Origin of the sequence: Nocardioides cavernae (assembly GCF_013410035.1) — a bacterium.
GTDB lineage: Bacteria > Actinomycetota > Actinomycetes > Propionibacteriales > Nocardioidaceae > Nocardioides > Nocardioides cavernae_A.
Map to the genome: position 1 here is coordinate 226,647 of NZ_JACCBW010000002.1, position 12,787 is coordinate 239,433.

Below are 12,787 nucleotides of genomic sequence, written 5' to 3' on the forward strand. Positions count from 1 at the left end.
ACGGGCAGATTCGTCCTCGTCAGCCGGGAACACCCCCGGACACCACCACCGAAGGAGGCCGTCATGGCCCGCTCCGGAATCCTCTCCGCCCTCGCGCCGGCCGTCCAGGCCCGCCGCGGGGACTCCACCAGCGACGACGGGCGCCGCCGCCGTCGTCGCCGGCGCCGCAACCGCAACCGCAGCCGCTCGCGCTCGCGCACGAACTGAGCGCGCGCACCGTGCACGGACGTCTCGGGCGTGCGCTCCGGCCCACGCCCGAGGCGGACGCACTCGTGGACATCGCCGGGCCGCTGCGCCTCGTCGACATCGGACGCCGGTTCTGGCCACGGCTGCGGCCGCTGCGCGGGTGGCTCCTCCTCGGGCTGCTCCTCATGGTCGCGGCGCCCGCCATCGCGGTCGCCGAGGCGATGCTCTACCAGCGGCTGGTCGACGACGTGCTGGTCCCGGCCGCCTTCGAGCCGCTGCTCGTGCTCGCCCTGCTGTACGTCGGGCTCAACCTGGCCAGCGGCATGGTGTCCGGTGCGGACGACTACCTCGCAACCTACGTCTCGCAGCGCTTCCTCGTGGGGCTGCGCCGAGACGTCTTCGCCCACGTCCTCTCGCTGCCGTCCGCGACCCACGACCGCCGCCGCCTCGGCGACACCCTCACCCGCCTCACCTCCGACGTGGCGGCGGTGGAGCGGTTCATGGTCAGCCAGGTGGGCGAGGGCCTCGGCGCGCTCGTGCGGCTCGTCGTCCTCGTCGGTGCGCTGCTCTGGATGGACTGGGTCCTCGCGCTCGCCTCGCTCGTCGTGGCGCCCCTCTTCTGGTGGGTCTCGACCCGCTTCGCCCGCCTGACCCGCGACGTCTCCCGTGAGCGCCGGCGCCGCGGCGGCTCGCTGGGCAGCGTCACCGAGGAGGCCCTCGCCAACGCCGCACTCGTGCAGTCGTACGGCCGCGAGGACCGAGCCGTCGCCACCTACGACGGCCACAACCGGGCGATCGCCGGCGCCGAGCTCGCGGCCAGCCGGATCCGCGCCCTCTTCCTCCCGCTGGTCGACCTCGCCGAGCTGGTCGGCGTGCTCGTCGTGGTCGGCCTCGGCGTCTGGTCCCTGTCGACCGACCGACTCACGCTCGGCGGGCTGCTCGCCTTCCTCACGCTGCTCATGCAGTGCTTCGGACCGGTCCGCACGCTGGCCGACCTGGTCCCCTCCCTCTACTCGGCCAGCGCGGGGGTCGAGCGCGTCGTCGAGCTCCTGGACGAGCCCGCAGGCGGCGACCGCGAGGGCGCCACGCCCCTGCCCGCCGGGCCCGGGGCACTCTCCGTGCGGGAGGTGGCGTACGCCTATCCCGGGGCACCGCGACCGGCGCTGGCCGGGCTCTCGCTCGAGGTCGCCGCCGGGGAGGTGGTCGCCCTCGTCGGCCCGAGCGGCTCCGGGAAGTCCACCCTCGGCCGGCTGCTGTCGCGCCAGCTCGTCGCGGACGCGGGCGTCGTCGCCATCGACGGCCGCGACGTCGCCGCGCACACCGCCGCCTCGGTGCGCGACGTCGTCACCGTCGTCCACCAGGAGCAGCTGATGATGGACGCCTCCGTCCACGACAACCTGGTCCTCGGCCGGCCCGACGCGAGCCGCGCGGAGGTGCGCGCGGCGGCCCGCGACGCGGGGGCGCACGCGTTCGTCGAGGCCCTGCCGCACGGCTACGACACCCGCATCGGCCAGCGCGGTCGCAGCCTGTCCGGCGGCCAGCGCCAGCGCCTCGCCGTCGCGCGGGCGCTCCTGCGCCCCGGCCGCGTGCTGGTCCTCGACGAACCGACGACCGGTCTCGACGCCGACGCCGCGCGCCGCCTCATGGTCGCCCTGACGAGCGGCCCGCGCGAGCGCACGATCGTGGTCCTCACCCACGACCCGGTGGTGCTCGAGCACGTCGACCGGGTCGTGTCCCTCGACCGCTCCCCGATGGAGGTCGCGGGATGAGCCGGCGCCGTGGGCCCGCCGGCGACCTGCCCGCCGGCTACCGACCGCTCGCCCTGCTGGCCGACGGGCGGCGGCTCGAGACCTGGGACGCATGGGACGAGGCGCGGGGCACCCGCTGCGTCGTCAAGCTGCTGCGCGCCGACCGGCGCGACGACCCGCGCGTGCGCCAGGCGGTCCTGCTCGAGGGGCACCTGGCGACCACCCTCGCCCACCCCCACCTCGTCCGCGGCTACGACGTGCTCGACGACCCGCCGGCCGTCGTCCTCGAGACGCTGCGCGGGGCCACCCTCTCGGCGCTCGTCGACGAGGAGCCGCTCGGGCTCGCCGACGCCGCGGAGCTCGGCTGCCAGCTCGCCTCGGTGCTGGGCTTCCTCCACCGCCACGACTGGCTGCACCTCGACCTCAAGCCCGACAACGTCGTCGTGGACCACGGCAAGGCGGTGCTCCTCGACCTCAGCCTCGCCGGCCGCCCGGGTGCGGGCCGGCCGGGTGCGGGCACCCGCGGCTACCTCGCGCCCGAGCAGGCCACCGGTCGTGGGCTGTCGCCGGCCACCGACGTGTGGGGGCTCGGGATGACGCTGATCGACGCGCTGGCCCGCACCGCGCCGTACGGCGACGAGGCCACGTGGGACAGCCGCCGGCGCTGGCCGCTGGTCCACCGCCGGATGCCGCGCTCGCCCGCGGGGATGGAGGCGGTGCCCGAGCAGGTGCGTGAGGTGCTCGCCGCCTGTGTCAGCCTCGACCCGGCGTCGCGCCCGCTCCTCGCGCAGGTACGCACGGTGCTGGAGCCGCTGCGCTCACCAGCGCCCGCGGTGGACGACGTCGTCCCGACGCTCGCGCCGCGCCGGTGAGCCCTGCGCGCCGGTGTCGGCGAGCCGGTGGCCGACCGTGATCGCGCCGACCGGCGCGTGGTCCTCGGGGACCCCGAACGCCTCCCGGAAGGACGCGACGTGCTCGCCGGGGATGCCGAAGAAGCACGCGCCGAGGCCCTCGTCGACCGCCGTCTGCAGGACGAGCAGCGACGCCATCCCCGCGTCGACCCACCAGTACGGCACCGGCCAGCGGCCCTCCGCCCGGTCGGTCCAGCCCTTGTCCGGCTGGGCGTACCGGTCGAGGTAGGCGCGCTTCGACGTGAGCGGCACGATCACGACCGGCGCGGTCCGCATCCCGTCGAGCCACGCGTTGTGCGTCCCCGGGTCGGCGCCCGTCGACTCCCAGAACCGCGCGACGTCCGCGGGGGTGTCGAGCACCAGGAACGCCCAGCCCTGGGTGAACCCCGCATTGGGTGCGCGCTGCGCGTGCGCGAGCATCCGGTCGACGACGTCCGGGTCCACCGGCGCGTCGGAGTAGCGGCGCACCATCCGGCGGCGCCTGACGACCTCGCGGAACTCCATGCTGTCAGGCTCTCACTCCGCCACCGCGTCTGGGATCCGAGACGTACGACCGCCCCTCCGCGTTGACCGGTCCCGGCGCGACCGGTGGACTGGTCCCATGCCGGACGACTTCGAGCAGATGTGGCGCGACCTCGCACCGGTCGGCCGGTCGGCCTCCTCGGGGGGCTACAACCGCTCGCCGTGGGACTCCGCGGAGGTCGAGCTCCGGGACTGGTTCGTCGAGGCCTGCGCCGTCCGCGGCCTCACGGTCGAGACGGACGGCGTCGGCAACCAGGTCGCCTGGTGGGAGGGTGCGGACCCGCAGGCGCCGGGCGTCCTCACCGGATCGCACCTCGACTCCGTCCTCGAGGGCGGGGCGTACGACGGCCCGCTCGGCGTCCTGTCCGCGCTGGCGGCGCTCGACGTCCTCCGCGCCCGCGGCGTCGAGCCGGCACGCCCGATCGGCATCGGCGTCTTCGTCGAGGAGGAGGGCTCGCGCTTCGGGCGCGCCTGCCTCGGCTCGCGGCTCGCGACCGGTGCGACGACGTGGGACGCCGCGCGCGAGCTCCGCGACCGCGACGGCGTCTTCCTCCCCGACGCGATCGACTCGGCCGGCCTGGACCCCGCCCGGGGCCTGATGGACCTCGGCCGGGTCGGCACCTTCGTCGAGCTCCACGTCGAGCAGGGCCGCGACCTCGTCGACCGCGGGGTCGCCGTCGGGCTGGCGAGCGAGATCTGGCCGCACGGGCGGTGGCGCTTCGACTTCGCCGGGCAGGCCAACCACGCAGGCACGACGCGCATGGAGGACCGCCGCGACCCGATGCTCACCTACGCCATGACCGTGCTCGCGGCCAACAAGCAGGCCCGGCTCGCCACGCAGCGCGCGACGTTCGGTCGGATCGCCGTCGAGCCCAACGGCACCAACGCCGTTCCCTCCCTCGTCACGGCCTGGCTGGACGCGCGCGCGTCGTCCGACGACGCGCTGGCCACCCTCGTCGGCGAGATCGAGCGGCAGGCCGCGGACCGTGCCGGTCGCGACGGCACCACCCTGGCCGTGACGGCCGAGTCGGTGTCGGGCTCGGTGGCCTTCGACGCCGACCTGGCCGCCCGTCTCGCCGGGGTCGGCGACTGGCCGGTCATCGCGACCCAGGCCGGCCACGACGCCGGGATCCTCTCCGGCGCGGGCATCCCCACCGCCATGGTCTTCGTCCGCAACCCCACCGGCGTCTCGCACTCGCCCGAGGAGCACGCCGAGACCGCCGACTGCCTGGCCGGCGTCGAGGCCCTCGCCGACGTGCTGGCCGAGTTGACGGCGGACCCGGCATGACGGCGTACCTCCTCGAGCGCGCCTGGCTCGGCGACCGCTTCGCCGACGACGTCCTCGTCGACGTCGAGCACGGCCGCTTCACCTCGGTCACCCCCGACAGCGACCCCCCGCGCGCCATCCCGGTCCGCGGCCTCGTCGTCCCCGGCCTGGCCAACACCCACAGCCACGCGTTCCACCGCGCCCTGCGCGGTCGCACCCAGCGCGAGCGGGGGACGTTCTGGACCTGGCGCGACCAGATGTACGCCGTCGCCGCCCGCCTCGACCCCGACACCTACCTCGCCCTGGCCCGCGCGACCTACCGCGAGATGGCGGCCGCCGGGATCACGTGCGTGGGGGAGTTCCACTACGTGCACCACCGGCCCGACGGCTCGCCCTACGCCGACCCCAACGAGATGGGCGAGGTGCTCGTCGAGGCGGCCCGGCAGGCCGGTGTCCGGATCACCCTGCTCGACACGCTCTACCTCTCCTCGGGCTTCGGGGTGCCGCCCCAGGGCGCCCAGCTGCGCTACACCGACCACGGCGTCGAGGCGTGGGCAGACCGCGTCGACGCCCTGCCCGCCGCGCCGCACGCCCTCACCGGCATGGCGGTCCACTCCGTCCGCGCGGTGCCGGCGAGCGACCTCGGAGCGGTGGCCGGGCGGCTCGGCGGCCGCCCCTTCCACGTGCACCTGTCCGAGCAGGTCGCCGAGAACACCGCCTGCCTCGAGGCGTACGGCATCACGCCCGCGCGGCTGCTCGCCGACCACGGTCTCCTCGCGCCGACCACCTCGCTCGTGCACGCCACCCACCTCACCGACGACGACATCGACCTGATCGGGGCGGCCCGGGCCCACGCGAGCTTCTGCCCGACCACGGAGCGCGACCTCGGCGACGGCATCGGGCCGAGCCGTCGGCTGCACGACGCGGGCGCGCGACTGACCCTCGGCTCGGACAGCCACGCGGTGATCGACCTGTTCGAGGAGATGCGGGCCGTGGAGCTCGACGAGCGGCTCGCGACCCAGCAGCGCGGGCACTGGTCCGCCGTCGAGCTGCTGACCGCCGCCACCACGGACGGGCACGCATCGCTCGGCTGGGACGACGCGGGTGCCATCGCCGTCGGCCGCCGGGCCGACCTCGTGGTCGTCGACCCGGCGAGCCCACGCACCGCCGGCGCCGGCCGTGACGAGGGCGCGGTGGTGTTCGCCGCGACCGCCGAGGACGTGCAGCGCGTGATGGTCGACGGCCAGTGGGTCGTCGAGGAGGGGCAGCGCTACGACGTCGGGCTCGCGCTCGAGGCAGCCGTCGCCCGCATCTGGGGAGAGGATCCGCGATGACCCACCAGGTCTCGACCGTGATCACCGGCATCGGCGAGCTCGCGACCAACGACCCGGCGCGCACCGAGCAGGGCGGGCTCCTGGGCCTCGTGTCCGACGCGGCCGTCGTGCTCGAGGGCAGCCGGGTGGCCTGGGTGGGAGCGTCGGCGGACGCCCCCGCCGCCGACGTGCAGGTCGATGCGGGTGGTCGCGCCGTGGTCCCCGGCTTCGTCGACTCGCACAGCCACCTCGTCTTCGCCGGCGACCGCTCCGCGGAGTTCGAGGCGCGGATGACCGGCCAGCCCTACACGGCCGGCGGCATCCGCACCACCGTCGCGCGGACCCGCGCCGCCACCGACGAGCAGCTCACCGCGCACGTCGCCCGGCTCGTCGCCGAGATGCGCGCCCAGGGCACCACGACCGTCGAGATCAAGAGCGGCTACGGGCTGTCGGTCCACGACGAGGCGCGCAGCCTCGCGGTGGCACGGCAGTTCACCGACGAGACCACGTTCCTCGGCGCCCACGTCGTCCCCGCAGGCACCGCCCCCGAGGAGTACGTCGACCTCGTCACCGGCCCCATGCTCGCGGCCGCCGCACCGCACGCGCGGTGGATCGACGTGTTCTGCGAGGACGGCGCCTTCGACGTCGACCAGGCGCGCGCCATCCTCGCCGCGGGGTCCGACAGCGGCCTGCGCGGACGGCTCCACGCCAACCAGCTGACGTACGGCGGGGGCGTCCGGCTCGCCTGCGAGCTCGGCCTCGTCGCGGTCGACCACTGCACCTTCCTGTCCGACGACGACGTCGCCGCGCTGGCGTCCAGCGGGACCATCGCCACCCTGCTGCCCGGCGTCGAGTTCTCCACCCGCCAGCCCTACCCCGACGCGCGTCGCCTCCTCGACGCGGGCGTACGCGTGGCGCTGGCCAGCGACTGCAACCCCGGCTCGTGCTTCACCTCGTCGATGGCGCTGTGCATCGCGCTGGCCGTGCGCGAGATGCGGATGAGCCCGGCCGAGGCCCTCCACGCCGCGACCGCCGGGGGCGCGGCGGCCCTGGACCGCGACGACGTCGGGGTGCTCGCGCCCGGCACGTCGGCCGACCTCGTCCTCCTCGACGCACCCTCCTACGTCCACCTCGCCTACCGCCCCGGTGTCCCGCTCGTCGCGGGGGTCTGGCAGGCCGGCCGCCCGGCGCTCGCGGGGTAGTCCAGTGGGAAGTGGCCGTCGGGGCGCGCCCCCGGCAGCCACGTCTCACTGGACTACCCCGAGGGAGCGGGTGCCAGCTACCTCAGACGCCGCCGTACGCCCCACCTCAGGTCATCTGAGGTAGCCCGGCGCGCACAGATAGGGCACGCGCCCGATGCCCGGGCCTACCTCACGGACGGACTCTCTTCCCACGGCGCCGATCGGGGCCGACGAGAAGAGGAGAAGCACATGTTCACCACCGACAACTTCCTGGGAGCCGAGCTCGCCTACCGGCAGGAGCGCATCCGCAAGGACTACGGCCAGCGTCGCTGGACCCGCGTCCGCGCGACCGACACCCAGAAGTGACCCACACCGCGATCGACCCGCCGTTGTCGGATCGGCACGACACAATGTCGTCCGTGCCGGCCCTGCGGACCACCGATCTCATCGGACGCGATGCCGAGCTGGAGCAACTCACCGCCCAGCTCGGCATTCGCACGTCCGGGGACGGCCAGACCGCCCGGGCGATGCTCGTCGCCGGCGACGCGGGGGTCGGCAAGACGCGCGTCCTCCTCGCCCTGCGCGACGTGGCCCTCGAGGCCGGCTGGCAGGTCGTCGCCGGGCACTGCCTCGACCTCGCCGACAGCTCCCTGCCCTACCTCCCCTTCTCCGAGGTGCTCGGCCGGCTGATGAGCGACCGCGCCGACGTCGCCAACCGCGTCCTCGACCAGCACCCCACGCTCGCGCGCCTCCAGCCGGGCCGGCGCATCCGCAGCAGCGAGACCGTGTCGGGCGACCAGGCCCTCGACCGCGGCAACGTCTACGACGCGTTCGGCGACCTCCTCTCCGCCGTCGCCGCGCAGGCGCCGCTGCTCCTCATCGTCGAGGACGCCCACTGGGCCGACGAGTCCACCCGCGACATGCTCAGCTTCCTCTTCTCCCGCCCCGTTCCCGGCGTCTCGCTCGCGGTGTCCTACCGCGCCGACGACCTCCACCGCCGCCACCCGCTGCGTCGGCAGGTCGCGGAGTGGTCCCGGCTGCGCGGCGTCGACCGGCTGCAGCTCGAGCCCCTCGCCGACGAGGCCGTACGCCTCCTCGTCCGCGCGCTGCACCCCTCCACGATGTCCGAGGCGGAGTACGTCTCCATCGTCGACCGGGCCGAGGGCAACCCCTTCTTCATCGAGGAGCTCGTCGGTGCCGCCGGCTCCGGCCAGGTCCCCGGCGAGCTCGCCGACGTGCTGCTGGTGCACCTCGACCGCCTCGACGACACGACCCGTGAGGTCGTCCGGCTCGTCTCGGTCGCCGGCCGCCAGGTGAGCCACGAGCTATTGGCGGCCGTCAGCGACCTCGGCTCCTCCGAGCTCGAGGCGGCGCTGCGCACCGCGGTCGAGTCCCATGTGCTCGTCGCCTCGCGCGGTGGGACGTACGCCTTCCGCCACGCGCTGCTCGGCGAGGCGGTCTACGACGACCGGCTGCCCGGCGAGCGGATGCGGCTGCACGCCGACTTCGTCTCCGCCCTCGGCGAGGGTCGCGCCGTCGGCACCGCAGCCGAGCTCGCCCAGCACGCCCGCCGGGCCGACGACCGGCCCGTCGCCGTGCGGGCCTCCATCGAGGCAGGGGAGGAGGCGCTCGCCGTCGGCGGTCCGGCGGAGGCGGCGACCCACTTCCTCGACGCGCTCGAGCTCATCGACACCGCGCGCGTCCCCGTCGCCGAGATCGACACCGTCGCCCTCGCCCGCCGGTGCGCCGAGGCGCTGGTCGCGTCCGGTCGGGTTCTCAAGGCCGCCAAGGTGCTGCGCGCCCGCCTGGCCGCGCTGCCGGCCGACGCCGCCGCCACCGACCGCGGCCAGCTGCTCACCGCGCTCGCCTCCGCCCTGATGCTCACCGACACCACCGACTCCCCGCGCGAGATCGCCGCCGAGGCCGTGGGCCTGCTGCACAACGCCCCGCCCAAGCTGCTCGTCCGCGCGCTGCTGGTCCAGGCGCAGAGCCTGAACGGGTGGCACGAGGACGAGGCGCGCGCCATCGCCGTGCACGCCCTCGAGCTCGCCGAGCGGCACGACCTCACCGCCCTGGCCGTCGAGCTGCACGCCACGGTGGCCGGGCTCGACCCGGCCGGTGGTTCGAGTGCCAGCGCCGGGTGGCGGGCGGCCGCCGAGCGCGCGCGGCGGGCGGGCCTGATCGAGCCGGAGCTCCGTGCGCTCTACCTCCTCGGCCGGCTGCACCACGACGAGGGCGACCTCGACGGTGCGATCGCGGTCTACCGCGAGGTCCTCGAGCGGAGCGAGACCGGCGGCCTCACCTGGTCGCCCTACCCCGCGGAGGCCCGCCTCCTGATGGCCGTCGCGCTCACCCACCAGGGCCTGCTCGACGAGGCGTGGGAGCTGCTCGACGTCAGCGGCCAGAACCCGCCCATGGTCTACGAGTGGCTCTACTTCGCCCACCAGATGCTCATCACGATCGGCATCCGCGGCCAGCACAAGGAGCACGCCCTCGAGCGGCTGCGCGACTACTGGAGCACCGACGGCCTGACCGCCATCACCGCCGCGACCGCGACGCTGCTGCGCGCCGGCGCCGACCGGGACGCCCGCGCCGCGCTCACCACCTACGCCGAGCTGGTGGAGACCGTCGTCCCGCTGTGGCACGAGTGGTTCCAGGCCCGGCTCCGGCTCTCGACGCTGACGGTCGCCGCCCTCGCGGCGGCCGCGCCACAGCAGTCGGCCGAGGAGCGGGCGTCCCTCGCGGGTGACGTCGAGCGTCTGGTCGCCGACGGCGGTCGCGTCATCGACTTCTACGCCCCCTACGACGACAGCCACGGTCCGGAGTACCGCATGTGGGTCGCCCGCCGCTCAGCCGAGCACCTGCGGTGGCGGTGGTTGGCGCAGGTCGACCCTCCGTCGGCCGACGAGCTGGTGGCGGCCTGGCGGACCGCCGAGGAGACGGCCGTCGCCTACGGGTCCGTGCCGGAGATCGGCCAGGCCCGGGTCCGCCTCGCCGGCGTGCTGCGGGCCGTCGGCGACGCCGCGGGCGCCCGCGAGGTGGGCGACCTCGCCCGCGCGGCCGCCCACGAGCTCCGGTCGCAGGCGCTGCTCGACGAGCTCACCGCACAGGGCGCGGCACCGGGCCCGGCGCCTGCGACCGACACGGTGGCGCTGACGCCGCGCGAGGGCGAGATCCTCGCGCTGGTCGCCGAGGGCCGCTCCAACGGCGAGATCGGCAAGCAGCTCTTCATCAGCACCAAGACGGTGTCGGTGCACGTCTCCAACATCCTCGCCAAGCTCGATGCCGCCTCGCGCACCGAGGCCGCCGCCGTGGCGCGCAGGAGAGGACTGCTGTGACCTTGCTCCTGAGCTCGCTCGTGCCCGCCTGACGTGATGCGTCGACGCGCCCTCCGGCAGGCTGGGGCACCTCGGACACACTGCACCCATGCCTGACTTCCGGTGCTCGCTGGCGAGCCTCGACGACGACGAGCCGATGGCCGGCACCGCGCCGACCGACCCCGAGATCCTCCTGGTCGAGTGCCCGGGTCCGTGGGGTCGCGACGCGCTCGACGACAACCGGCTCCCCGACGCCGTGCGCGGTCACCTGGCCTCGCTCGACCTGAAGGTCCTCCTGCTCCGGAGGTACGACGGCAGCGCCGGTCCCGGGACGCGCGTCCTCCACGCGGGCGCCACCGCCGACGGCTTCGGGGTGCGCGGCACGGTGCTCGACCGGCCGGAGGACCTCCTCGACCTCGACGTCGCCACGCTCCCGGCGTACGACGGCCCCCTCTGGCTGGTGTGCACCAACGGCAAGCGTGACCTGTGCTGCGCCGAGCTGGGCCGCCCCGCCGCGGGGCTCCTAGCCCAGGAGTGGCCGGAGGGCACGTGGGAGACGACCCACCTCGGCGGGCACCGTTTCGCGTCCACCCTCCTCGCCCTCCCCAGCGGTCTCACCCTCGGGCGGCTCGACACCTCGACCGCGCTCGCGGCCTGCCAGGCGGTGGCGCGGGGCGAGGTGCCGCTCGAGCACGCGCGCGGACGGGCCGGCCGGTCCGGGGTCGAGCAGGCCCGCGAGCTGCACGTCCTCTCCGGCGGCGACCCGGCCGACGAGGTCGTCGCCGTGCCGGGCCCGCCGCGCCGCCAGTCGTGCGGTGACGACAAGGTCAAGGCCACGACCCGCTACGAGGTGCGAGCCGGAGGGTGACCACGCCCCCACGGGTGTGGGAGCGTCAGGGTGGACCCAGCAGACTCGATGACGAACCCGGGGCGGACCGTCCGTCGCGGCACCTCTAGGAGGAACCATGACGACGACTCCTGACAGCCCTCTCGGCGACGACGAGATGACCACCGAGGGCGTGGACCCGACCGGTGTCGCGGCCGGCCCGGGCACCGACGCCGACGGTGCTGACGCCGACGGCGCCGACGGCGACTCGACCGACGCCTCGGACGGCGACTCCACCGACGCAGACGGCGCGGACGCCGACGGCAGCGACGGCGACTCGACCGACGCCTCGGACGGCGACTCCACCGACGCCGACGGCACGGACGCGTCCTGAGCGCACTCGACCGGCTCACCGGTGACGCCCAGACCTTCGTCGAGAAGGTCTGGGCGTCGCGCGTGCACGTCCACCGCACCGACCCCGGCTACGGGGCCGAGGTCCTGTCGCTGGCCGACGTCGACCACCTGCTGACCGAGACCGCGATCCGTACGCCCGCCGTGCGCGTGGCCCGCAACGGCTCGGTGCTGCCGGAGTCGTCGTTCACCCGGGGCGGCAGCCTGGCCGGCCGGCCGCTGACCGGCCTGGTGGACCCGGTGAGGCTGATGGGGCTGCTCGACGACGGTGCCACCATCGTGCTCCAGGGGCTGCAGCGCTACTGGTCGCCGGTGGGCGACCTCGTCGCCGAGCTCGAGATGGAGCTCGGCCACCCCTGCCAGGCCAACGCCTACCTCACCCCGCCCGGCGCCCAGGGCTTCGCGGTCCACTCCGACTCCCACGACGTCTTCGTGATGCAGACCCACGGCACCAAGATGTGGGAGGTCCACGGCGAGGGCGGCCCGGGCGACCTGCTGCTCGAGCCGGGGGTGGTGGCCTACCTCCCCACCGGGACCCCCCACGCCGCGCGCGCCCAGGAGTCCGTCTCCCTGCACCTCACGATCGGCATCAACCAGCTCACCTGGCGGAGCCTCGTCAGCCGCGAGGTGGGCCGGCTCCTCGCGGAGGTCCCCGACGAGCACCTGCCGGCGGGCTACCTCGACGACCCGGCCCGGCTCGCCAAGGGTCTCGGCGAGCACCTCGCGTCCCTCGCGGGGCAGGTCGGCCGTCTCGACTCCGCCTCGCTCGCGTCGGCGCAGGCCGAGGGCTTCCTCAGCGGACGACCGCCGCGGATGGCGGGTGCGCTGCTCGACCGCGACGCCCTCACCTCCGGGATCGACGCCGGCACCCGGCTGCGGCGCCGCCGCGGCCACCCCTGCGTCCTGGTCGACGATGGTGACGTGGTGCGGGTGCTGCTCGGCGACCGGGTGCTGCGCGTCCCGGCGCGCGTACGCCCCGCGCTGGAGCACGTCGCGGCCCACCACGAGCTGACGCCGGGCGACCTGCCGTCCCTCGACGAGGGCAGCGCCCTCGTGCTGGCCCGGCGACTGGTCCGGGAGGGACTGCTCGAGGTCGCGCGGTGAC

Annotated in this window: 11 protein-coding genes; 10 read left to right on the plus strand and 1 reads right to left on the minus strand. The window is 75.2% G+C overall.

Going from position 1 to position 12,787, the window contains the following annotated elements:
* Window positions 1-63: 63 nt before the first annotated feature.
* Genes F4692_RS08620 through F4692_RS08630 form a run of 3 tightly spaced genes read left to right on the plus strand, consistent with a single transcriptional unit; the run spans window position 64 to window position 2,806 of the window.
* The gene (locus tag F4692_RS08620; protein ID WP_179619277.1) at window positions 64-207 is read left to right on the plus strand and encodes a hypothetical protein; all 144 of its coding nucleotides are present in this window, start codon (window positions 64-66) and stop codon (window positions 205-207) included.
* Window positions 208-218: 11 nt separating this feature from the next.
* Window positions 219-1,955, plus strand: coding sequence for an ABC transporter ATP-binding protein (locus tag F4692_RS08625; protein ID WP_179619278.1), 1,737 nt, complete (start codon window positions 219-221; stop codon window positions 1,953-1,955).
* The gene (locus tag F4692_RS08630) at window positions 1,952-2,806 is read left to right on the plus strand and encodes a serine/threonine-protein kinase (RefSeq protein WP_179619279.1); all 855 of its coding nucleotides are present in this window, start codon (window positions 1,952-1,954) and stop codon (window positions 2,804-2,806) included. The genes F4692_RS08625 and F4692_RS08630 overlap by 4 nt, the downstream gene beginning before the upstream one ends.
* On the opposite strand, the gene F4692_RS08635 is transcribed toward F4692_RS08630, so the two are convergent.
* Window positions 2,753-3,349, minus strand: a complete 597-nt coding sequence (locus F4692_RS08635) for a nitroreductase family protein (RefSeq protein WP_179619280.1) — start codon at window positions 3,347-3,349, stop codon at window positions 2,753-2,755. The two genes, F4692_RS08630 and F4692_RS08635, sit on opposite strands and share 54 nt — an antisense overlap.
* A 97-nt stretch (window positions 3,350-3,446) precedes the next feature.
* Between F4692_RS08635 and F4692_RS08640 the strand changes: the two genes are divergently transcribed.
* The 7 genes from F4692_RS08640 (at window position 3,447) to F4692_RS08670 (ending at window position 12,786) form a co-directional block, all read left to right on the plus strand.
* Window positions 3,447-4,655, plus strand: coding sequence for an allantoate amidohydrolase (locus F4692_RS08640; protein WP_218858369.1), 1,209 nt, complete (start codon window positions 3,447-3,449; stop codon window positions 4,653-4,655).
* Window positions 4,652-5,968 (plus strand): formimidoylglutamate deiminase, encoded by a 1,317-nt coding sequence (locus tag F4692_RS08645; RefSeq protein WP_179619281.1) that lies wholly within the window; start codon window positions 4,652-4,654, stop codon window positions 5,966-5,968. Before F4692_RS08640 ends, F4692_RS08645 begins: the two co-directional genes overlap by 4 nt.
* Window positions 5,965-7,149, plus strand: a complete 1,185-nt coding sequence (gene hutI, locus F4692_RS08650) for an imidazolonepropionase (protein WP_179619282.1) — start codon at window positions 5,965-5,967, stop codon at window positions 7,147-7,149. The genes F4692_RS08645 and hutI overlap by 4 nt, the downstream gene beginning before the upstream one ends.
* Before the next feature lie 398 nt (window positions 7,150-7,547).
* A complete protein-coding gene (locus F4692_RS08655; RefSeq protein ID WP_179619283.1) occupies window positions 7,548-10,466 on the plus strand; it encodes a helix-turn-helix transcriptional regulator in 2,919 nt (972 codons plus the stop codon).
* Window positions 10,467-10,554: 88 nt separating this feature from the next.
* On the plus strand, window positions 10,555-11,313 hold the full coding sequence (locus tag F4692_RS08660) for a sucrase ferredoxin (protein ID WP_179619284.1): 759 nt from the start codon (window positions 10,555-10,557) through the stop codon (window positions 11,311-11,313).
* A 97-nt stretch (window positions 11,314-11,410) separates the two neighbouring features.
* Window positions 11,411-11,665, plus strand: a complete 255-nt coding sequence (locus F4692_RS08665; protein WP_179619285.1) for a hypothetical protein — start codon at window positions 11,411-11,413, stop codon at window positions 11,663-11,665.
* 62 nt (window positions 11,666-11,727) lie between these two features.
* Window positions 11,728-12,786: a JmjC domain-containing protein gene (locus tag F4692_RS08670; RefSeq protein WP_308645221.1), complete on the plus strand. Its 1,059-nt coding sequence runs from the start codon at window positions 11,728-11,730 to the stop codon at window positions 12,784-12,786.
* Window position 12,787: the final 1 nt, after the last annotated feature.

Bases quoted from the DNA above. Each gene is read 5' to 3' on its own strand.
- F4692_RS08620 (WP_179619277.1), top strand. From the start codon at position 64: ATGGCCCGCTCCGGAATCCTCTCCGCCCTCGCGCCGGCCGTCCAGGCC.
- F4692_RS08630 (WP_179619279.1), top strand. From the start codon at position 1,952: ATGAGCCGGCGCCGTGGGCCCGCCGGCGACCTGCCCGCCGGCTACCGA.
- F4692_RS08635 (WP_179619280.1), bottom strand. From the start codon at position 3,349: ATGGAGTTCCGCGAGGTCGTCAGGCGCCGCCGGATGGTGCGCCGCTAC.
- F4692_RS08640 (WP_218858369.1), top strand. From the start codon at position 3,447: ATGCCGGACGACTTCGAGCAGATGTGGCGCGACCTCGCACCGGTCGGC.
- F4692_RS08645 (WP_179619281.1), top strand. From the start codon at position 4,652: ATGACGGCGTACCTCCTCGAGCGCGCCTGGCTCGGCGACCGCTTCGCC.
- hutI (WP_179619282.1), top strand. From the start codon at position 5,965: ATGACCCACCAGGTCTCGACCGTGATCACCGGCATCGGCGAGCTCGCG.
- F4692_RS08660 (WP_179619284.1), top strand. From the start codon at position 10,555: ATGCCTGACTTCCGGTGCTCGCTGGCGAGCCTCGACGACGACGAGCCG.
- F4692_RS08665 (WP_179619285.1), top strand. From the start codon at position 11,411: ATGACGACGACTCCTGACAGCCCTCTCGGCGACGACGAGATGACCACC.